11 protein-coding genes and 3 pseudogenes are annotated in these 22049 nt (G+C 67.5%); 6 read left to right on the top strand and 8 right to left on the bottom strand.

Annotation, left to right across the window (positions count from 1 at the left end):
* Positions 1-20 precede the first annotated feature (20 nt).
* From ASE91_RS04355 to ASE91_RS04335, 5 genes and pseudogenes are all read left to right on the top strand, one after another.
* Positions 21-1160: an alginate export family protein gene (locus ASE91_RS04355; RefSeq protein ID WP_082453802.1), complete on the top strand. Its 1140-nt coding sequence runs from the start codon at positions 21-23 to the stop codon at positions 1158-1160.
* 36 nt (positions 1161-1196) lie between these two features.
* Positions 1197-3470: an NADP-dependent malic enzyme gene (locus ASE91_RS04350; protein WP_056623112.1), complete on the top strand. Its 2274-nt coding sequence runs from the start codon at positions 1197-1199 to the stop codon at positions 3468-3470.
* A gap of 23 nt (positions 3471-3493) precedes the next feature.
* Complete coding sequence (locus tag ASE91_RS04345) at positions 3494-4270, top strand: 2-keto-4-pentenoate hydratase (RefSeq protein ID WP_156357657.1); 777 nt, start codon at positions 3494-3496, stop codon at positions 4268-4270.
* Positions 4271-4296: 26 nt separating this feature from the next.
* Positions 4297-5370: a tartrate dehydrogenase gene (locus tag ASE91_RS04340; RefSeq protein WP_056623109.1), complete on the top strand. Its 1074-nt coding sequence runs from the start codon at positions 4297-4299 to the stop codon at positions 5368-5370.
* A pseudogene (locus ASE91_RS04335) lies at positions 5367-6344 on the top strand (phosphoglycerate dehydrogenase); the annotation flags it as partial. The gene ASE91_RS04340 and the pseudogene ASE91_RS04335, both read left to right, overlap by 4 nt.
* Before the next feature lie 68 nt (positions 6345-6412).
* Here the strand turns inward: ASE91_RS04335 and ASE91_RS04330 are convergent.
* A pseudogene (locus tag ASE91_RS04330) lies at positions 6413-7079 on the bottom strand (IS481 family transposase); the annotation flags it as partial.
* A gap of 1 nt (position 7080) precedes the next feature.
* Positions 7081-7341, bottom strand: a pseudogene (locus tag ASE91_RS20430) (IS481 family transposase); the annotation flags it as partial.
* 370 nt (positions 7342-7711) lie between these two features.
* On the opposite strand from ASE91_RS20430, the gene ASE91_RS04325 reads away from it, so the two are divergent.
* Positions 7712-8497, top strand: a complete 786-nt coding sequence (locus ASE91_RS04325; protein WP_056623094.1) for a retropepsin-like aspartic protease — start codon at positions 7712-7714, stop codon at positions 8495-8497.
* Here ASE91_RS04325 and ASE91_RS19865 read toward each other — a convergent pair.
* The 6 genes from ASE91_RS19865 to ASE91_RS04295 are packed head-to-tail and all read right to left on the bottom strand — an operon-like array spanning position 8463 to position 22022.
* Entirely contained in the window at positions 8463-9866 is a 1404-nt protein-coding gene (locus tag ASE91_RS19865) for a sensor histidine kinase (protein WP_056623091.1), read from the bottom strand. The two genes, ASE91_RS04325 and ASE91_RS19865, sit on opposite strands and share 35 nt — an antisense overlap.
* A gap of 13 nt (positions 9867-9879) precedes the next feature.
* Positions 9880-15396 carry a hypothetical protein gene (locus ASE91_RS04315; RefSeq protein ID WP_056623088.1) on the bottom strand — a complete coding sequence of 1839 codons (5517 nt, stop codon included), beginning with the start codon at positions 15394-15396 and terminating at the stop codon, positions 9880-9882.
* Positions 15393-17882, bottom strand: coding sequence for a VWA domain-containing protein (locus ASE91_RS04310; RefSeq protein WP_156357656.1), 2490 nt, complete (start codon positions 17880-17882; stop codon positions 15393-15395). Before ASE91_RS04310 ends, ASE91_RS04315 begins: the two co-directional genes overlap by 4 nt.
* Entirely contained in the window at positions 17849-19516 is a 1668-nt protein-coding gene (locus ASE91_RS04305; RefSeq protein WP_235530309.1) for a hypothetical protein, read from the bottom strand. The genes ASE91_RS04310 and ASE91_RS04305 overlap by 34 nt, the downstream gene beginning before the upstream one ends.
* Positions 19513-20466, bottom strand: coding sequence for a DUF58 domain-containing protein (locus tag ASE91_RS04300; RefSeq protein ID WP_055997657.1), 954 nt, complete (start codon positions 20464-20466; stop codon positions 19513-19515). The genes ASE91_RS04305 and ASE91_RS04300 overlap by 4 nt, the downstream gene beginning before the upstream one ends.
* Positions 20463-22022: a hypothetical protein gene (locus ASE91_RS04295; protein WP_056623078.1), complete on the bottom strand. Its 1560-nt coding sequence runs from the start codon at positions 22020-22022 to the stop codon at positions 20463-20465. The genes ASE91_RS04300 and ASE91_RS04295 overlap by 4 nt, the downstream gene beginning before the upstream one ends.
* Positions 22023-22049: the final 27 nt, after the last annotated feature.

Below are 22049 nucleotides of genomic sequence, written 5' to 3'. Positions count from 1 at the left end.
GGTCTCCTCGCAGAGCCTGAATCAGATCGCGATCCTCATATCAATGGGTCCTGACCCTAGGTGCGGATCTGCACTTAGGGAAACATTTCCGCGCTTTCGGCGAACTCGCGCGAGGACCAATGGATGGCAAAAACATTGGTTTGCCATCGGGTACGCTCTCAAACAAGCTGCTGGTGCAACAGGCGTTCGTTGATGGCACCACGGAAATTGGTCAGGTCGATGTTGGGGCTCGTGTCGGCCGACAGGTATTTATCGACGGAGCGAACCTTCTAGTCGCCAACCGTGACAACAACACCGTGCAAACCAGTTTGACCGGCGTCCGAGCATGGGCAAGAGGATCGACACTACGTGCTGATGTATTCGACCTCTATTACACGACCTATGGCAACGGCGGGATCGGTGACGATCCGATTGATTGGGGCCGACGGTTCAGCGGCGTCACGACTGGGATCGTACTTCCGAAGCAATTGCTAGGTGGCGCAAAGCTTTATCTTGACCCCTTCGTTTGGCGGTTGCGCAACCGTGCCGTGACATGGGGCGCGGAAAAGGCACGTGAGGAGCGGACATATGTCGGCGCGCATCTATGGGGTGATGTAGGTCGGTTCACAATCGACTGGACTACCAACCATCAGGGCGGCCGCTATGGTGATCGCCCCCTAGACGCATGGCAGGTGCTGCTCGCCGGCACATACCGGTTGGGCAAGGCGAATACCGCCCCCCGTCTAGGTCTGCACTTCGATTACGCGACGGGGGGCGGCGCGTATGATGGTAGCAAGCTCAGAAACGCCTTCGCACCCTATGGCAACAACATCTACTATAGCTACCAAGGCTATCTGACGCCTACGAACCTTGTGGCGCTCGCACCGAGCCTGACCGTTTCGCCCACCCGGACGCTTCGCGTGACCGGCGAATATCAGTTTACTTGGCGAGACACGGTCAGCGACGCAGTTTACCGGTCGAACGGCACGCCCTTCACCGGAACCGCAGGCGTTGGCGGGCGTCGCACCGTTGACGTGGCGCGGTTGCAGGCAATCTGGAGTGTCAGCCCCCGCCTGTCTTTCACCGGCCGGCTCGAGCATGCCTTCGCCAAAAGCGGCCTAACAGCGGCGGGATATCAGGATTCATCCTATGCCGCCCTCTGGGCAAGCTTCCGCTTCTGACGGACCCGGACAGATTCGAGGACAAGCCTTGTGAGCATAGACGACGACTTTCGGCAAGCCGCCCTGGATTATCATCGCCTGCCGGTGCCGGGTAAACTGGGGGTGCACGCGACCAAGCGGATGGAAACACAGCGCGATCTGGCGTTGGCCTATTCTCCGGGTGTTGCGGCAGCGTGCGAAGCGATCGCAGCGGACCCGATCACTGCCCAGGATTACACCGCGCGCGGCAATCTGGTTGGCGTCATTACCAACGGCACCGCCGTGCTTGGCCTTGGGAACATCGGCCCGCTCGCTTCCAAGCCGGTGATGGAGGGCAAGGCGATCCTGTTCCGCAAGTTTGCCGGGATCGACAGCTTCGATATTGAGGTCGACGCAAACGACCCTAAGGCATTCTGCGATGCGGTCGCCGCGTTGGAGCCAACGTTCGGCGGAATCAATCTCGAGGACATCAAGGCTCCTGAATGCTTCGCGATCGAGGCAGAGTTGCGTCGACGGATGAAAATTCCGGTCTTCCATGATGACCAGCATGGCACCGCGATCGTCGTTGCCGCCGCGGTACGCAACGCGCTGCTGTTACAGGGCAAGCGGATCGAGGACGTGAAGCTTGTAACGTCAGGCGCGGGCGCCGCGGCGCTGGCTTGCGTCAACCTGCTGGTCGAGCTGGGATTGCAGGTCGCCAACGTCACGCTCACCGATATCGACGGGGTCATCCACGCCGGTCGAACGGCCATGCTCTCCAATATGGCGCGCTATGCCCGGACGACCGACGCACGCGCGCTGGCGGATGTAATCGCGGGAACCGATATTTTCCTCGGCCTTTCCGCCCCCGGCGTGTTCAGGCCCGAATGGCTGCCACTGCTCGCGGCAAAGCCCGTGATCCTCGCCATGGCGAACCCGGAGCCGGAAATCAGGCCCGATGTGGTCCGCGTCGAACGCCCCGACGCAATTATCGCCACCGGGCGATCGGACTATCCCAATCAGGTCAACAACCTGCTCTGCTTCCCGTACATCTTCCGTGGCGCACTCGACTGTCAGGCAACTGAAATCAATGAGGCGATGAAGGTTGCCGCGGTCGAGGCAATCGCTGGTCTCGCCCGCGTTGAACCAGACGAAGTAGTAGCAAACGCCTATGGCGGAGAGCCTCTGCTGTTCGGTCCGGACCACATCATTCCCAAACCGTTCGATCCACGCCTGATCTTGGAGGTTGCCCCCGCTGTGGCCGCAGCCGCAGCGCGGACGGGCGTTGCCCGTGCGCCGATCAGCGATATGACGGCTTATCGAGGTAGCCTTTCCCGCTACGCGTATCGCTCAACCCAATTGATGATGCCGGTATTCGAGGCAGCGCGCGCGCGGTCGAAGCGGGTCGCCTATGCCGCCGGCGAAGCGGACGCTGTGCTACGCGCTGCGCAAATTGTTGTCGACGAGGGGCTGGCGCGACCGGTTCTTGTCGGCAGGCCATCCGTGATCAAGCCAGCGATCGCACGGCTTGGCCTTCGCATTCAGCCGGGCACGGATATTGAGATCTTCGATCCTACGGGTAGCGAGGATGTCCACGTCAGGCTTGGTGATGCCTATGCTGAACTGGTCGAGCGACGCGGCGTCCCTCCCACCACAGCGCGCAAACGGGTCAAGCAACAGCCTAGCGTCACTGCTGCGATGCTACTGCGGTTGGGACTGGTCGATGCCGCGCTATGCGGCACGCCCGCCGATTGGTGGCAGGAAACTCGCCAAGTGCTGGAGATCATTCCGCGAGTGGCCAGCGCGACACGCGCCTATGCACTAACTGGGTTGATTCACGACGGCGGAACCCTGTTTTTCACTGACACCCACCTGAACCCAGACCCGACTGTGCAGCAATTGGCCGAAATGACGCTGATGGCCGCCGAACAAGTACGTCGCTTCGGCATTATCCCTGCCGCAGCCTTATTGTCGCATTCGAATTTCGGCGCGTCAGATTCTCCAAGCGCGCGCAAAATGCGTGAAGCGCTCGCGCTAGTGCGGCAACAGGCACCGGACCTCGCAATCGACGGCGAAATGCACGCCGATAGTGCACTCAACGCCGCGATCCGCGCTCGTAGCGTCACCAGCTCGACCCTTGATGGTCCGGCAAATCTGCTGGTCATGCCGTCGCTCGACACCGCCAATGTTGCGCTGACGCTCGCAACCTCAATCACGCGCGGTCTTCCAGTCGGACCGATGCTGCTCGGCATGTCGAAACCAGTGCACGTTCTCGTCTCATCAACAACGACGCGTGGCATTGTGAACATGACCGCGCTGGTCGCCAGCGATACGGTGCAGGTAGCGGCATGAACCCTCAGAGTGACACCGTCACCGTGTCGACCATCGCCGACACCTTCATCGCTGCCCGCCATGCCGGTACGACGATCTCTGCCTATCCAGGCGAACCGCCCGTAACCCTCGCGGACGCCTATGCCGCCCAAGCACTCGCTATCGATCGTTGGTCCGACGCCATTGGCGGTTGGAAAGTCGCTAAGATCAACGATCCATGGCGCAAACAGGTCGGTGCAAGCCGCTATATCGGCCCAATTTTTGCCCGCACGATCGTGCCCGCCAGCACACTGTCGGACGTCCCCGTCTATACCGGCGGCAGCTCGGCGTTCGAGGCGGAGATCGCACTCGTCCTTGGTGACGACGCGGACCCGGATCAGCGTGACTGGTCAATCGACGACGCTCGTGAGCTAATCGGCGACGTCCGACTGGTGGTCGAGGCGGCAAGCAGTGCGCTTGCTACGTTGCCAACGCTTGGCGCGCTCGCCGCGATCACTGCCTTTGGTAACAACAGTGGGCTGATCCTTGGTCCGTCGGTTGATCTCACCGCGCTGGCAGGCAAGGTCGCTGAGGTGACGATTGACGGCAATCCGGTTGGCACCGCCCCACTATGGGCAGAGCCGGACGGGCCGCTTCCCGCATTTGCCTTTGCCCTCGGCCAAGCTGCGGCACTGGGCCGGCCGCTAACACGCGGGCAGATCGTCAGCACTGGGGCGCTAACCGGAGTCCATAAGGTAACGATCGGTCAGCGCTGCGTGGCGCAGTTCGCCGAGCTTGGAACCATCGACTGTTTGGTCACGTCGCGGGCGGCTGAACGTTGAGCAACCCCTTTCAAAAGGACACTACCATGTCGTCACGCACCTATCGCGTTGCCTGCATACCCGGCGACGGGATCGGCAAGGAGGTCGTCCCAGAGGGCATGCGTGTATTGGAGGCTGCGGCAAAGCGGTACGGCTTTACCCTGCAATTCGACCATTTCGATTTTGCCTCATGCGACTATTATCTCGAGCATGGCCGCATGATGCCAGAAGACTGGAAAGCCCGAATTGGTGGGCATGACGCCATATTCTTCGGTGCGGTGGGATGGCCTGACACAGTGCCAGATCACATCTCGCTCTGGGGATCCCTGATCCAATTTCGGCGCGAGTTCGACCAGTATGTCAGTCTACGGCCAGTGCGGTTGATGCCAGGCGTCACCTCACCGCTTGCCGGACGCAGCCCCGGCGACATCGACTTTGTGGTCGTGCGCGAGAACACCGAAGGTGAGTACAGTTCGGTTGGCGGCAAAATATTTCCTGGCACCGATCGGGAGGTTGTCATGCAGGAAACGATCATGACCCGTGTCGGGGTAGATCGCATCCTGCGTTATGCATTCGATCTGGCGGCAAAGCGCGAACGCAAGCGTCTGACCTCGGCCACCAAATCGAACGGGATTTCGATCTCGATGCCCTATTGGGACGAGCGGGTGGAGGCCATGGCGACCAGCTACCCAAATGTGACCTGGGACAAATACCACATCGACATCCTCACCGCTCATTTCGTGCTCAACCCGGACAGGTTCGATGTGGTCGTTGCCTCCAATTTGTTCGGTGACATCCTTTCCGATCTCGGTCCCGCCTGCACAGGGACGATCGGTATCGCACCGTCCGGCAACATCAATCCGGAGCGCCTGTTCCCTTCCTTGTTCGAACCTGTCCACGGCTCGGCACCAGACATAGCAGGGCAGGGAATTGCCAACCCTGTGGGGCAGATATGGGCAGCCGCAATGATGCTGGACCATCTTGGCGAGGCGGAGGCGGCGACAGCGGTGTTACACGCTATCGAACACGCGCTATCCGATACGCAATCACGGACACGCGATTTGGGTGGTACAGCCGACACCGCAACCGCGGGAAGGGCGATCGCAGAGGCACTGGCATGAACTTCCAGTCGTCATCGGAACGTACCGCGACAACGCGACGAGTGGTTATCACGCAGCGTTTCATTGATCCCGCGACAATCGCATATCTAGAAGGGGCCGGCTGCGAGGTAGTGCTGGCTGACCTGCCGCCCGGGCGGGCCGATGGTGACCTGTCCCATGAAGAACTGGTGGCTTTGTTGACCGATGCAGCCGGATGGATCGTAGGCCATGCCCGCGTCACGCGGGGTCTAATGGAAGCGTTGCCGGATCTTCAGGTCATCTCGCGTCGCGGTGTTGGTTTTGAAAGGGTCGATACCGCAGCGGCGGAAGATCTCGGGAAAGTGGTTTGTATCGCGGCCGGAGGCAATGATGCGTCGGTTGCCGACCACACGATGGCGTTGATGTTGGCCGTCGGACATCGTCTGCGCGAAACCCAGGCCAAGATGCTTTTAGGAGACTGGTCGATCCTGGTCGGGAGCGATCTGTTCCAAAAGACGGTGGGTATCGTCGGCATGGGGCGGATTGGGCGTAGTCTGGTGCAACGGCTTCAAGGATTTGACGTGCGCATTCTTGTGGTCGCACCGCGCTCCGACCCGGATTCCATCGATAGGCCAGGCGTGACCTATGTCGAGCTCGATACCCTTCTTAAGGAGAGTGATTACGTCACCCTTCATGCTCCATTGAACGCAGAAACCCGCTTTCTCATTGATGCAGATGCGCTGGCTAAGATGAAACCAACTGCATTTCTCATCAATGCCGCGCGGGGTGGATTAGTCGATGACCATGCCCTGCTTGATGCTCTAAGCTCCGGAGCGATCGCCGGCGCAGCGCTTGATACGTTCGTCAGCGAAAGCGACCCAACCTACCTTGATGTCAGTCGGGCTCTAATCGCATTGCCTAACGTGATCGCTACTCCCCATGCTGCAGCATCTACACAAGAAGGACTGGCACGCACAAACATGGTTGCGGCGCGCTGCGCGGTGGCCGTGTTCGAGGGAACGGATCCAAGCCCTTCCTGCCTCGTCGCGGACGGCCGGGTTAAAGCCGCTACGAATATTTAGTNGATCGGGTTGACGATGAACCGGTCTGGCTCTGACGTCCAGATCTTGGCGATGTATTCGTAGGGTGTGAGCCCGCTGAGCGTCTTGAGCCGGCGGGCAAAGTTGTAGGCGGCCATGAAGTCGGCGAGGTGCGTGCGCAGCTGGTCGTGGCTTTCGTAGTGGAAGCGTTTGACGGTCGCCTCCTTGATAGTCCGGTTCATCCGTTCGACCTGTCCGTTGGTCCACGGGTGGTTCGGTTTCGTGAGTCGGTGCTCGATGCCATTTGCGTCGCAGATCATGTCGAAGCGCATCTGACGCGACCAGGCGGTGTTTCGGTTGCGGGGTTGCTCGGCGAACTGAATGCCATTGTCGGTCAGGATCGTGTGGATTCGGTAAGGCACGGCTTTCAGCACGTGTTCGAGAAACTCCCACGCTGTCCGTCGATCAGCCTTGTCGACCAGCTGGGTGACCGCGAACTTGCTGGTGCGGTCGATGCCGACGAACAGGTACAGTTTGCCTTCGGTGGTCTGCACCTCGGCGATATCCATATGGAAGAAGCCGATGGGATAGCGCTTGAAGAGTTGACGCTTTGGCTTGTCGCCCTCGATGTCCGGCAGGCGGGAGATGCCGTGCCGCTGCAGGCAACGATGCAGCGCTGACCGGGTCAGGTGCGGGATCGACGGCTGCAGANGTAGAGGCAGTCGTCGAGCGGCAGCAGCGTGTGGCGCCGGAACGCCACAACCATCGCCTCCTCCGCTTCGGACAAGGTCGTTGAATGAGGGGCCTTCCCGGTCTTCAGATCCTCGACCGTCGCCCGTTTCCGCCACTTCGCGACAGTCTTCGGGTTGATCCCCAGCTCTCGGCTCAGCGTCGCGAGCGAAGCTTGCGATCGCTGTATTGCTGCTCGGACGGCGTCCGTGGTCGTGGCGCTCCCATGACGTACCTGTCCCATGCCGCTTCCTTCCATTCCAACGAAAGGATCGCACCATCAAACCGCGGGATCAAACACCTAGGCTACGAGTACCCCGCGAGTGCATCGCGACAACCCGCGAGGCCCTGTCAACCCTTTAGGGGGCAACAACCGACCAATTGCGCCGCCGACTATGGCGCATATGGTTAAACTCGTTCTATGGCCTTCTTTGGGTGAAGCGTCGAGACAGGTTCGGGTCAGTCTTTTGCGGTAGCTGCAACGTTGTGCGGCCGCGGATTAAGGGCTTGTCGGAGGCGAAACGATGACGTTAATACTTGCTCTGTTTGCGTTCGCGAACGGCTTACAGGCACCGGCTTCGGCGCCTTTGGCGCTAGATATGAAGCAGCGACCCATGACCGCTGTACAGATCAACGAAGGAACGGCCGTCGACATGCTGGTCGATACGGGCGCACAATCCAGCTTGCTGACGACGGCACTCTCACAATCGCTGGCTCTTCCGCCCACGGGAGAAACAGTGACGGTCAACGGCGCCGCCGGAAGCACGCTTGCCCCAGTCGTTGCAATACGCCGGATGACGACACCCCTGTTCGATCTGCGCGACGCTACCCTCATCGCGCTGCCACGCATCGGCGTCACGCAGGCGAAAGGCATCGTCGGCATGGACCTTTTTTCCGGGCGCAAACTTACGTTCGACTTGGTCGCCCGGCAATTGTCGGTGGCAAATTCGGGACCCGCCCCTGATGGCTACGCTACAATCAAGGGTGTGTTTCAAGGGAACGGCCTGCTGCACGTTCCGCTTACGGTGGATGGTGTGGTCATTGACGCACTCGTCGATACGGGTGCCGAAGGCAGTGTCGCCAACGAAGCAGCGTTGCGGGCTTTGGGATGGAAAAGCGATGATCCCCGATTGAAGGCGAACGGTACGATGTCAGGCGCAACGGCCGGCAGCGCGGCAGTGCGGCGCGGCACCGTCGGCATGGTATCGCTAGGCCCAGTGAATTTCCGCAACGTGCCGCTGACCTTTACCGGGGCGACCGACACGAGGCCGCGGATCATCCTAGGCATCGACATGCTCGGTCTGCTCGAACGTTTCGCGCTCGACCTGCCGCGCGGCGAGTTGCAGATATACGTTCCGTCGCGTCCTACTGCTTCGGCAGTGCCGCGAACCGGATCGTAAAGCGCGTGCCGCCGCCCACGGCGGCATCGACCTCGATGTCGGCATCGTGCAGGTCGACAACTGCCCTGACGATGGCAAGGCCCAGCCCGTAGCCGCTATGGCGATCGGACAAGCGCAGGAAGGGTTCGAAAATCTCCGGCACCCGCTCAGGTGCGATCCCCGGGCCCTGGTCGCGAACGGTCAGTGCACCAGAAGAAGTCACGGACAACACCACGACCCCGCCCGGCGGCGTAACGGCAATCGCGTTGCCCAGCAGGTTGGTGACCGCCGTCTCTATCAGGCTGGCGTCGCCCAGGATTTCGGCCTCTCCCCGCCCCTGAATACGCAAGGTCACGCCCTGCCGCATCGCGACCGGGTCCATGCCCTCGACAGCGCGACGGCAGGCGCCGAACAAGCGCAACGGGACCAGCAGGGGCGGCCGTTCCCCGATCCGGGTCAGCGTCAGCAGGTCGTTGACCAACGTCGACAGGCGCCGCACGTCGGCGATCAGCTTCGTGCGATCCTCGCTGTCGTCCAGCATCTCCAGCCGGGTCCGCAGCACCGTCAGCGGGGTCCGCATCTCGTGTGCCGCGGCGGACAGGAAGAAGCGTCGCCGGCGCTCGTCCACCGAACCGTCGGTAATCATACGATTGATCGCGCGGACCAGCGGGAGCAGTTCGGACGGTAGCCCCCGCTCGGACAACGGGCGCGCACGCGGCTCCGCTTCCGATGGACCGACCAGCCGCGCTATCCGCTGGATCCGCACGATGTGGAACAGCAGGATCGCGATGCAGATCAAGAGCACGCCGGCCGCGGCCAGGACGAACTCTCCGCCGTACGACCATACCCTCCCCACGTATGCTGCGACGGCATTCGGCTGCGCTACTTCTGCCGGGGCAACAACCCCGCGCAGTTCATGGTAGAACGGCCGGCCGCAATCGTTAAAGCCGACGTGATCGATCCCCTGCGCCCGGCGGAACGTCCGTTGCCACCGGACGCAGATGCCCGGCCCCGGCGCGGCGCGGCGGGCGGCGATCATAGCCGCGACGCCGCTGCGGTCGAGGTAGCGCGGTCCGGCGGTCCCGACCCGTACTGGGCCGCTCATAGCGAAATATTGGAAACCGGCGTTGCGCTGCCGCGCCTGCTGGATCAGCGGATTGCCATCGATCCGCGCCGCCAGCTGCGTTGGATCACCGCCGCGGCGTACCGCATCCGCCATCACGCCGTTCAACGCGGACAGGCCGGCAATGCGTGGATCGGCCGGCCCCGTGCCGGACAGGTCGGACAACGGTCCCGCTGTCAGGACGTACATGCCACCGATGATGAACACCATCGACAGCAAGACCATCTGGCCGAGCATCGAACGCAGGATGCGGAGGAGCCAGGTCATTGTCCGGCCGCCGCTACGACGTCGGGACCAGCGGCGGCAACGAGCCGGGCACATCGTCGGGCGGCATGATCGTCCGCTCCCTTTCGATCCTTGCCGACAGCGCCGCATGGGCCGCGACGGCCGCCGCCCGGTCGGTCCAGGTCCCGAGCGATTCGACGACCGTATCGAACGTCGCCAGCCTCGCCCCGCCCGCGAGATCGGCGCGGTCGACATACAGGATCTGCAACACCGCCGCCTCCAGCCATTGCCGGGCCGCTTCCATCTGCCCGCTGCGAGCGAGGACCTGCGACCACAGGATGCGTTCGCGCGCACTCATCGTCGGCATGCGTTCGACCGCACGGCGCAGCGCGGTGACCTGCCCGGCGTCCAGAACCCGCCCGCTCCGCACCGTCAGCGTCGCCAGCAATTGCAGCCCGTGCGAGTCGATACCGCCACCGGCCAGCGCCGCGAACAGCTCGTCGATCCGCCGATCCGCCGTCCCCTGCCGAAGCGCACCCGCCGCGATCAGGTCGTAGAGCGGCTGTTGCTGCTGACGCACGACAGGATCGATCAGATGCGCCTCCTCCTCCAGTTCGCCGACGATCGCGGGCGTCGCGGTCAATGCAGCGGCAGGGGCATTGCCGTCCGGCTTGCCCGGCGGCACCACGGACAGGCCGACGTCGGTCAATCGTTCGAGCAACTGGCCGCGCTTCGCTTCGGCCGTGTCTTCGGGTTTGTCCGGATCGGCAACACTGCGCCGCCATACGCCGCGCATGGTCGCGGCCAGGTTCGCCGGATCGGCGGCGGGGCGGACGACGGGGTCCAGCAAGTCGGCCGCGACCGCGGCCGGCGCGGCCGGATCGACGCGGTTGCGGGCGGCGATCGCCGCGACGCCGCGCAGGTTCGGCTTTTCCCGCTTCGCCGTGTCATAGGCATAGCCGAACAGCATCAGGAACGTGGGAGAAGGGGCGCCGTTTCCGGCGCTGGCGCTGTCGCGCGCGGCCTGCATCCGGGTCACGAGATCGGCGAGCGTGTCGGGGTCGTTTACGTCGATGCGCGATCGGGCGGCGACCGCTGTCGCCGCTGCGTCCTGCCCGGCCAGCAGTTGCACCATCTGCAACAGGGCAGCGGCATCCCGGTCGTCGGGATGTGCCGCGACGAACGGCGCAAGGCGCGCGATGACCGCACCCCGATCACCCTCGCCCCACAGGCGGGCAAGCAGTTGCGCCAGATAGATGCCGTTGTCGGGTTCGAGCGATACCAGCCGTTCGATATAGGTACGGGCATCGACAGCGGTGCCGCCGAAACCGGTCGGGTTCGCCAGAACATAGCGCCGGTAGAATTGCGCGCGCGCCTGGGTGCCGGGGTTCGGCAGCGCCACGAACGCCGCACCCTGCCGTCGATAGTCGTCGGCCAGCAGCCTTGCGATCGCGGCGGGCGCATAGTCGCCGCCGTCGGGTGTCTCGCCGGCAGCCAGCAAGATTTCGAGCGCGGTCGTACGATCGCCGCGGAACAGCGCCTCGATCGCGTCGGGAACGACACGATCCTGCGGCGACCGTTCGGAGAGCGCCCGTGCACCCGCGACGACGACCGGGCGGTTCGCCACCGGCACATCGGTCAGCGCGAACAGCCGTCCGGCCCGCCCGGCGACCGGCAGATCCAGGCTCATCACCTGCCGGATCGCATCGGTCATCCGCGCCTGCTGCCCGGTCGACAGCGTCTGTCGCAGCACCTGCCGTTCCAGCGGCGCAACGAGGATCGGTTCCGCGCCGGTCCGCTGTCCGTCCTCCGCCAGCCCCGCATACAGCGCGACCTGCTGGTCGAGCGAAAATCGCCCGATCATCACGGCATAGGCATCCGGCGGCGGCGTGCTGCGGCGGCGCAGCGATACACGGCGCGGCGACGGGCTGTTGAAGCGCGTCCGGATCAGCGTCGCCAGCCGTTCCGCCGACAGGAGCGGCCCGCCCGCCGCCCGTTCCATCAATGCCAGCCGGTCGGGCGCGGTACGAAACAGGTCGAACAGCGCGGTCTCGCGATTGCCGACCTTGTCGAGCGGTTCCAGCACCACCGTCCGCAGCCGCGCGGCCGGAAGCTGTCCCGCGATCATCATCAGCATCGCGTTGAGCGACGATTCATACACGAAGTCGGTCGGCCCCAGGGCATCGCGCTTCGCCACCTCGGCCCGTGCGGCCTGTTCGAACAGCGTCGCCAGTTCGCCATCGTCGCCGCGATCGAGGGCGAGGGAGAGGCGCAGCTCGGGATTCGTACCGCCCTGTGCCTGCATCGCCAGCGCCGCTGTGCCCCAGTCGCCATCGGACGGCGCAGCGGCAACCGCCATCGCGGCCGGTTGCCCGGTCAGGTTGCGGAAGGCCGCGCGGTCGCGCACGAACCCGGCATCACCGGCGAAACGCGCCACGACCAGCGGATCGATCGCCGCCAGCACGGCCGGATCGCGCCCGCTTGCCGCCAGTTGCCGGGCGATCGTCAGCAGTCGCTGCGCCCGCACCGCGCCGGACCACGTCGCCGTCGCCGCACCATCGGTCGCCTCACGCGTCATCGCCTCCAGCGCGGCACGGAGCGGCTCCCGCTTCGCGGGGTCGCCGGGCCAGGTGAACAACAGCCCCTCCAGCATGCTGTCGGCAAAGGGCGACGCTACGGGTCCCTGCCCCGCCGCCGCGACGACCGGCAGGCGCTGGACCGTATCGCGCAACGACTGCCAGTACAGGGCACGCGCAACCTCGCGGTCGCCGACCTGCTCCTGCAGGATCGCGGTCTTCAGGATCAGTCCGGCATCGCCCCGGTCACGCAGCAGCGCGCGACTATATCCCGCCAGCGCGCGCGGCAGATAGCCGGACGCGAGATAGGCATCGGCGCGCAACGCATCGACATTCACCAGCCCCGGGATATCCTCGATCAGCGCGAACGCCCGTTCGGCCCCGGCCAGGTCGCGCTGCATGAGCATCGCCGCCGCCAGTTCGGCATAGACGTCCGCCGGATAGGCCTGACGCAGCGCGGTCAGGCGCCGGCCGTAGCGCGCCTTGGCATCGTCGTTACCCGCCCCCGCGCTAGACAGGGCAATGAGTTGGCGCAGCGTCGCCGCGCGCTGCGTTCCCTCGACCGCCAGCGACGCCTCGCGCGCGCGGCGCTGCATCCGTGTGTCGCCGATCTGTTCGGACAGGTCCGCCAGCTGGTCGTACAGCCCGGCATCATCGTCCCCCCGCGCCAGCCGCCACGTCAGCCGGCGCCGTGCCCAGAGCAGGCGGACGGCGGCATATTGCGGCGACTGCTCCGCCCCGCCGCTGGGCGACGTCGCCGCCAATACCCCCGCCAGCGCGTCGATCGCCTGCGCCTGATCGGCAGGGGTGGCCGCGAATTCGGCACGATATTGCAACAGCGCGATCGCCTGCGCCCGCGCGCCGTTGGCGTTCAGCAGGTTGACCAGCCCCAGCACCGCATCCCGGTCCGTCGCCGACATCGCCGCCGCCTCACGGTACAGCCGGACCGCCCGCTCGACCTGCCCCGCCCCGCCATAGACACCCGCCGCGAAGCGCCGCGCCTCGGCCGGATCCGACCGGCGCACGGCCGCCAGCCGGGCGAGCAACGCATCCAGTTCGGCGGACGGCAACGCCGCGTCGCTTCCCCGCGACGGTATCGCGACGTCGCGCACCAGTTGCTGGAGGTAGGTGGCCGCATTCGCCGGATCGGCAGCGGTCAGTTGCGTCAGGGTCGCGCGGTATCGCGCGTGGTCGTTAAGCCGCCGGTACAGCGCCGCTACCCGCTGCAACCGCGCCGCCGATCCCCCGGCAGTTCGCGCGAACGCCTCCACCGCCGCCCGTGCGCCGGCCGGATCGTTGCGGGCGATGCGCAGCACGACGAACAGCTCGACGCCCCGGTCGTCGCCGGTGGCGATGCGGGCACGCACCTGATCCGAAACGGCGTCGATCCGGTCGACGCGCCGTGCGACCTCGACGATCTGTGCCTCGACGAAGCCCCGTTGCGCCGGCAGCCTCGTCACGAACCACAGGTCGAGCAGACGTGCCAGCGCCGCCACGTCCTGCGCTGCGTCACGCTGCAACCGCACGACATGCAATTGATCGTCGAAGCCGAAGACGTGCCCGGCCTTCTCCAGCGCGAGCAGGATGCGCAGCGCGTCGCCACCCCGCCCGAGCCGTTCGTATCCGTCGGCCAGCGCGATGCGCTGCGGATCGCGCGCGGGCAGGCTCTGGTCGAGGCCGGCAAGCGTCGCGGCGGCGGCCCCGGTCCGGCCCTGCGCCGCCTCGCTCTCGAACTGGAACAGCCGGATCGCCGTGCTGCGTCCCGCACCGCTGCCGCCCAGCAGCGTCAATCCGACATCGGACAGCCCCATCGCGATCATGCGCCGCGTGGCATCGGTCAGCAGCGCGGTATTGCCCGGATTGGCGGCGAACAGCCGGCGGAACACGCCGGTCGCGCCATCGCGGTCGCCGGTGCTGAGCAACAGGACGGCCAGCGCGTCATACCAACGCAGCGCCGCCGGCTCGCGCGCGATCCGCCGCTCATATTCGGCGATCAGCGCCTCGCGCTGCCCGGCGAGGTCGAGCAGGCCCGGCAATTGCGCGCGCAGCGCCGGATCGGCGGTGGCACGCACCAGGGTCAACGCCTCGTCCAGTCGACCCAGTTCGACCAGCGTGTCGATCCGCAATTGCGTGACGTCGGGATCGGCAGGCTTGTCCCGCAGGAACGCCAGCAGCGCGTTCAGGTCGCGGGCGTCGCGAAACGCCTCCGCCAGCAGCGCGAGGGCGTAGCGCCGGTCGGCGGGCGTACTGCCCACCCGGCTCGCGGCCCATGCCGCATCGGTCGCGGCGCCGCGGTCCTTCGCGGCGATCGCCCATTGCGCCATGCGGATCTGCGCCGAAAACGGCGGCGCACCGGCGATGGCCGGGCGGTAGGTCGCCAGCGCCCCCGCCGGGTCGCCGAACAACCCCAGCAATACCGCGATCCCCCGCCGCTCGCGGGGGGCCGCCTGTGCGATCAGCGGCATCACCTCCTTGGGATCTTCGTCAGCAGCGGCGATGGCGGCGCGCAACTGCAGCGCGGCGCGATCCTCGGCGCTCGACGACGCTTGCGCGGCGGCGGCGTAGAAGGGGATCGCCTGCGCCGGACGGCCGGTCGCATCCAGCAGCCGCGCGCGAAGCAGTTGCGCGTCATAGCCGGGATCGATCGCCAGCGCCGCCTCGGCCGCCGTCATCGCGGCATCGATCCGCCCGTCCTGCCACGTCAACAACGCGCCGACCAGCAAAGCGCGGGCACGTAGCACGGGCGCGGCATCCGTGCGGTGCGCCGCCGCCGCGATCTCCGCCTCCAGCGCCGCAAGACTGCCTTCAAGTACCGCCCGCCGGTACAGCGCATCGACGCCAGCGGGATCGAGGCGCGGCGCGGCCAGCAGCCGGGCGAGCGATGGCGCAGCGACGCTGCGTCCCGCCACGCCGGTCTGCACCTGCGCCCATGCGGATGGACCGGCGGTCGCCAGCGCCACCGCCAATGCCGTCATCGCCACCCCGTTGCGCATCATCGTATAATCTCTCGCAATCCTACGCTCCGGCGCGGCGGCCAGCGGCGATAGGCGATCTCGATCAGGTAGCACAGCAATGCCGCCAATGCCGCCCATCCCCACAAAGGAATCGCGATCCGGTCACCGGGGCCGGTCGGTTCGGTCATCGCCGTGCCGTCGCCAGCGCCGGGGGATGCGATTCCGCCGGTGATGCGCGACAAATCGGCGAGCGGCAGCGCCGCCAGCGCAGAGAAAGGGCGTCCTCCCGCATCGTCCGAATGCGCCCGGTCGGCGGCGCGGACCAGCGTGTCGCCATCGCGCACGACGACCAGCGCGGCATCGCCCGGCGGCACGGCGACCGTTCCGAAGAACAGCCCCGGCGCGCGTTCGACCAGCGGGATCACCGCACCGCGGTCCAGCCGTGCCTCAGGCATCGCATTGCCGCCACCGCCCGTCCGCTGGACGGTGACCGCCACCTCGCCGCCGCGACGCTCCAGCGCCACGCTCAGCGGCGCATCGGCGGCGGCGGTGCGATCGACCACCCGGGCCAGCCACTCGCCATAGCGCGGCCAGCCCGCCCAACCCTGCGTCCCCTGTCCCAGCGGCTCGGTCATCATCGCGGTGACCCGCCCCCGGCCGTAGAGCCAGCTGGCGAGCAGCGGCGTTCCCGCCTCGACGATCGCGTCCGCCTCGCTGCGCAGGTCGACCCGCACCAGTCCGGCGACCGGCGGCGGCACCGGCGAACCGATGTCGCGCCACCAATCCTGTCCGGTCACGCGCGGCGCGGCGGGGGCCGGACGATAGCTCGGCAACGCGGTGGTGCCGGGAACCGACAGGTCGATCTGCACCAGGCTGGCGTCGTCGGGCACATAGTAGAAGCGGCCGAGGCCCCAGCGCGCCCATTGAGTCATGTTGTCGATGCCGCGCTCGCCCGCGACCGGAACGACCGTGGACACGTTGACTCGGTCGGCCGCCATGTGGCGGATCAGCTGTTCGAACGCCCCGTCGCTGACGTCGCCGTCGGAAATGACCAGCACATGCTTGTAGCGCGTCGGCGCGTTCTTGACCCCGTAATAGGCCTCCTGCAACGCCGGGAACAGCACGCTGCTGCCCTGCGCCTGCATCCGCCCGATCGCCCGTTCGATCGCTGCGCTATCCCGCACCGGCTGCATCGGCACGGCCCATTGCTTCGCGCCATAGAATTCCACGACGCCGAACTGGTCCTGCGGCGTCAGGTTCCGCACCGCAAGACGCGCGACATATTTGGCCAGCTCCAGCGGCTGGCCCTGCATCGACCCGGAACTGTCGATCACCACCGCCACCGCGACGCTGGGCTTTTCCGCGCGTTCCTCCTGCCGGAACGTCACCGGCAATGCGGCGGCCAGCGGCGAACGCTGATAACCGCCGTCGCCGAACGCGGCCTCGCCACCGGCATAGAGCAGCCCGGTGCCGCGTTCTTTGACCGCACGCAGCAATTGCCGCTGCGTCGCCGCCGACAGGCGTCGGGCCGGCACGTCGTCGACCATGACCAGTGGCCATGCGCCGAAATCGGCAACGGCGGCGGTATCGGCCGGGGTCTCGACCCGGAAGCCGCCGCCCAGCAACCGTTGCAACCGTGCCGCGCCGCCGCGCTGCCGGTCGCCTAGGTAGAGCAGGCGCAGCGGCGGCTGGATCGCCGCCACGGCATCGAACCGCGCCGCATCGCTACGTCGGCCACCGCGCAGCACCGCACCGATCGGTAGGAAGCCGGGTGCCGGCGCGGTGAAGCGCAGCGGCACCTGCGCCACGCCGTCGACCCGGATCGCGGGCGACGTGGCGAGCAGTCGCGTTCCCGAATAGAGCGCGACCGCCACATCGTCGCCGTGCCCCTCGACCGTCGCCACCGCCTCGACGGTTTCGCCGGTCCGGGCCGGGGCGGCCCGCAGATCGCTGACGAACGGCGCAGGGCGCGGGGTTTCCAGCGCGACGGTATCGACCGGGATGCCGCGCCGTACCAGTCCCGCGACCGCGCGCGCCCAGCGCCGGTCGTTCGACAACCCGTCGGTGATGAGCGTGACCGTCGCGCCGGCGCCCGGCGGCACGGCCGCGACCGCCCGCGCCAAGGCCTCGGACAGCGACGCCGGCTCGCCCAGCCGGATGCGCCGGTCGGCACGCGACGCCAGTGGTGTGCCGCCGATCTGGACCAGTGTTACCGGATCGTTGGCGGGCAGGCGCGCGAGCCGGCCGGCCAGCACCGCACGCGCCTTCTCCCGCGCCGCCGCCGTCAGTGCCGCCTTCTGGTCGACGATGAAGACATGCTGCCGCCGCCCGGTGGCGACCAGCAGGCTCGGCTGCATCAGCGCAGCGACGATCGCGGCGAACGCCGCGGCGCGCAGCGCGATCTGCGTGCGGTCGACACCGGAACGGACCCGCCACGCCAACAGCGGCAACGCCAGCAGCAACCAGCCCCAATGCGGATGAAGGAACCCGACACTCATGGCATCCAGCCCCGCTGGAACAGCCGCCATTCACAGGCCAGCAGCACGGCGGCGAACAGCAGCAACACAGGGAACAGCAGGTCGGGAACGGACCCGCCCGCCCCATCCACCGGCGCGGCCGCGGCCGGGCGCGCGGACGCCAGCCGGCTGGTCTCGCGGTCGGCCAGCGCCACCTGTACGTCGCGGTCGGCGACCTTGGCCGGTCCTGCCGACGATAGATAAACGCCATCGCCAAGGCTTTGCGAGCGCAGGGCAGGATCGCCGGCCAGCCCATAGAGCGCGGATTGGTCGGGCAGGCGTGCGCCCGCCTTCGCATAGGGCACCCACGGGGTCGGTGCGGCCAGCCACCGCAGCGTCTGCGACACGAACAGCGGCAATGCGGGCGACCGGGCGAAACCGGTCCGTTCGGCGAACAGCGTCCGCCACGCCGCGACCGACCGCGCCGCCGCCGGCACCCCCTCACGCAGCGCGACCGGCCGGCCGAGATCGTCGGCCACCCCCGCCGCATCGATGCCGCGCAAACCCAGCGCGTCGAGCCGGTCGGCGAGCGCGACGTCGCCCTCGCCCGGCGGGGTCGTGACGACGAACGTCGCCGCCTCGCGCGCCGGGTCGGTCAGCACCAGTGACGGCAGCGCCGGCGCGGACGCGTCGGCGGTGCGGATGACGACCTGCGCGGCGCCTAGCGCGACGATGCGGAATGCCGGATCGATCCGCACCGCCCGCGCGATGGTGGCGGGCACGCCCGCGCCGATCGCGACCCGGACCGGTCGGCGATCGGGGATCAGGATCGACGCCCGGTCGTCGGCGGCGAACCCGTCGCCCTGCCGCAGCACGACCGTCAGCGTCTGCCCGGTCGCCGGCACGTCCCGCACGACAAAGCGCCCGCCGCCCAGCGCCTCGACCCGTCCCGGCACGCGCAAGGCATCGGCTCCAAGCGCCGCGTCGGACAGCGTCACCAGCACGTCCGCCCGGTCCCATGCCCCCGACGCCGCCGGCGACACGCCCAGTTCGACGATCCCGCGATTGCTCGCCACCGGATCGGCGAGGAACCCCGGCACCACCCGCACATCGCCACCGGGACGAACCGCGGCCTCGAACACCGCACGGTGGCCGAAATAGTGCACGGTGACCGGTGCGCCACGGTCGCGCGTCGCCAGCCACCGCGCGAAGGTGGACGGATACAGTCCGGGCCGCACGTCGCCCAGCCGCGCGGGCAGCAAGGCACCATCCTCGCCGGGAGCCAGCAGGAGCGTGCCATCGGCATCGCCCAGATACACCGTGCGGGCACGCGCCGGGACGGCGGCCGCTTCGCGCGTCAAGGCGGCGCGTGCCTGTGCGAAGCTGCCCCCGCCGGTCATCAGCGCCGACGGGTCGAGGTAGAACAGATGCACACCGGCGGCAGGGGCGCCCACCGGTTCGGGTCGCGATGCCGCCAGCCACAGCGCCAGCGCGATCGCCAGCGCGAGCAGAAAGGCGAGGGGGCGGCGAAACGGTCCACCCAGCACGCGCGGCGGCGCGGCGCGCGCGGCCTGCAACCACAATGGCGCGGCGGCGAGCGCGACGCGGCGGCGATGGACGCGCAACCGCTGAAGGGCGTAGAGCAGCGCGACGATCGCCAACCCGCCGGCTACGACAACCGGTACCGACCATGTGGCGAAGCTCACCATGGCATCCGCCCACCGGCGAAGAAATCGGTCATCTGTTCCAGAACATCGCCATCGGCATCGATCGACATCAATCCGACGGCATTGCTTTCGGCGAAATCGGTCAGGTGCCGGTTGAAACTGCGCCAGGTACGGCGATACGCGTCGGTCAGTTCGGGCGTGATCGTCAACGGCACGCCGCCGTCGACCTCGCCATCGTCCAGCATCACGTCGCCGCCCAGCAACGGGTCGGCATCATGCGCTTTCTTCAGTTGCACCAGCAGCAGCCGGTGGCGAAGACCGCGCATTGCCGAAATCGTTTCGCCGATGCCGTCGTCGTCGAAAAAATCCGATACGATCACTAGCAACCCCCGCCGCATCCGGGTGGCGGCCAGCCGGCCGATCGCCGCCGTCAGCCCCGTACGCCCGCCGGGACGCAGCGTCGCCAGCGCATGGGCGATCCGCGCGATATTGGCCTTGCCGCTGACCGGGCGCTGCGCCGGCACCGCTTCGCCGTCGGAAAACGGCAGCAGCGTCACCGCGTCCTGCTGGCGCAGCGCGAGCGCGGACAGCCCGAATGCGATCCGCCGCGCCGCGCGGATGCGGGGCGGCGTTTCGATGTACATGCTGCGCGACACGTCGATCAGCAGGTAGACGGGCAGGTCCTGCCGCTCTTCGAAGACCCGGACGAACAGCTTGCCCAGCCGGCGATACAGGTTCCAGTCGATGGTGCGCAGGTCGTCGCCCGCCGCATAGGCCCGGAAATCGGCGAAGTCCGCGCCCTGCCCGCGCGCGGGCGTCCGCTGGTCGGCCAGTCGGCCGCCCTTCTGCGCCTCGGCGACGCGCAGGCTGAACCGGTCCAGTGCGGCGAGGAACGCGGGGTCGAACAGATCGTCCTGCGCATTCGCCAGATCCGTCGGCGCGGCGGGTGCCGTTGCCGTGCCCCGTCGTCGCGACCACCCCCCGATCATCGCCGCTCCCCACCGCCGCGGTTGAAATAGTCGCGAACCAGCCGCGCTTCATGCGGCGTCGCCGGGCGCTGCGCCACGATGCCGGCATCGCCGCCCTGCACGCCCCTGTCGCCCGCCAGCGCCGCACCGGCTTCGCGCGCCTCGGGCGACACCCGGCGCAGCGTCGATCGCGACGGGCCGGCGTCGGGGGTTCCGGCCAGCCGATCGACCGTCGGGACGGCCAGCAGCAGCGACGACAGGCCCCGCGACCGTTTGAGCGATTCCTGCGCGGTTCCGGGGCTGTTGCTGCCCTGTCCGGGCTTGTTGCCCTGTGACTGCTCCTGTTCTTCGCTGCGCTCGCCCGGACGGCCGGGAGCCGGCCGCTGCCCATCCCCCTGATCGGCCTGCGGCGGGGAGGTGGAACGGCGCGTGTCGGCAGGATTGGCGCTGCCCGGCGCGTTGGGCGATGCCTGACCCCGTTCGGCGACCGGCGGTCGCGGCCGTTCGGCGCGCCGTGACGCGGCGTCCGTCCGGACCTCGCCGGGCGCCGGTGCCGGCGTCTCGGTCCCGCTCTCACCGTTCCGCTGACGCGCTATGCCCGCGGTCGATTCGGTCCGCTCGCTGATCGATGCCTGCTCGCCGCCGGGCGCGCTGCCGCTGCCGTCCCGACCGGCCGCGCCCTCGCCGGCGCCACCGGCACCGCCGCCACGCCCGGCAGCGCCCTGTCCGCCGCCGGCGGATGCCGCCGCGCCGGCATTCGCCGCGCCCGTCGCATCGCCGGCGGCGGCGCCCGGCCCGGGCCGCTCGGCACCGGATGCGGCATCGCCCGACGGCGGCATGTCGCCTCCCCCGTCCGCCCGCCCGTGCAGGGCATCGACCAGCCCCAGCCGGTCCCCGAACATGGCGGCGATCGCGGTGGCCACCGTCGCCCCCCGCAGGTCGGACCGGACCGCGCCGGGATCGCCACCCGCCTGCCCCCGGTTCGAAGCCTCCTCGCCCCGCATCTCTACGGGGCTTTGCGAATCTGATCCGACCGGCCGCCCCAGCAGGATCGCCAGCACCAGCACGACAGCGGCACCAGTCGGATAGCCCGCCCGCTTCCGCAGCGTGCACCGGATAACCTGCCGCACCTCCGGATGCGCCAGCGGCACGTCAAGCGCGCGGGTAATCCACGGCGCGGCCTCCGCGACCGCCGCCGCATGGAAACCGCCGGCATCGGTCCGGTCAAGAAATTCGTCGCTGACCGCCACGCGGTCCTTGAACCCCGGTCCTCGATCGAACAGCGCAAGCGCCGTATCGCGGTCGACGACGATACGTCGCCCGAGGGCGAAAGCACCGACACCAGACAGCAACGGCACGCCAATGGTGGCGGCGATCAGCACCGCAACCGGCACTGGCCACACGAACGCCAGGAACAGCCCGAGCAGCGGCATGATAACGCTTATCCGGGCCGCAGCCGATGTCGCAGTGGCCAGCGCATCGCGCCGCCCGAGCGCGGCGAGATACGACCGGCCACGCGCTTCCAGCATATCCAGCCGGGCCCGTAGTGCGGCACCGGTTTCTATCGTCACGAACATGGCTCGCTTATCATATCCTCCGCCTAT

Source organism: Sphingomonas sp. Leaf62 (assembly GCF_001421915.1).
Taxonomy (GTDB): Bacteria; Pseudomonadota; Alphaproteobacteria; order Sphingomonadales; family Sphingomonadaceae; genus Sphingomonas.
Note: the sequence above shows the minus strand (reverse complement) of the source record. Positions and strands in the feature narration are given on the sequence as shown.

Bases quoted from the DNA above. Each gene is read 5' to 3' on its own strand.
- ASE91_RS04340 (WP_056623109.1), top strand. From the start codon at position 4,297: ATGTCGTCACGCACCTATCGCGTTGCCTGCATACCCGGCGACGGGATC.
- ASE91_RS04325 (WP_056623094.1), top strand. From the start codon at position 7,712: ATGACCGCTGTACAGATCAACGAAGGAACGGCCGTCGACATGCTGGTC.
- ASE91_RS19865 (WP_056623091.1), bottom strand. From the start codon at position 9,866: ATGACCTGGCTCCTCCGCATCCTGCGTTCGATGCTCGGCCAGATGGTC.
- ASE91_RS04315 (WP_056623088.1), bottom strand. From the start codon at position 15,396: ATGATGCGCAACGGGGTGGCGATGACGGCATTGGCGGTGGCGCTGGCG.
- ASE91_RS04310 (WP_156357656.1), bottom strand. From the start codon at position 17,882: ATGGCGGCTGTTCCAGCGGGGCTGGATGCCATGAGTGTCGGGTTCCTT.
- ASE91_RS04300 (WP_055997657.1), bottom strand. From the start codon at position 20,466: ATGATCGGGGGGTGGTCGCGACGACGGGGCACGGCAACGGCACCCGCC.
- ASE91_RS04295 (WP_056623078.1), bottom strand. From the start codon at position 22,022: ATGTTCGTGACGATAGAAACCGGTGCCGCACTACGGGCCCGGCTGGAT.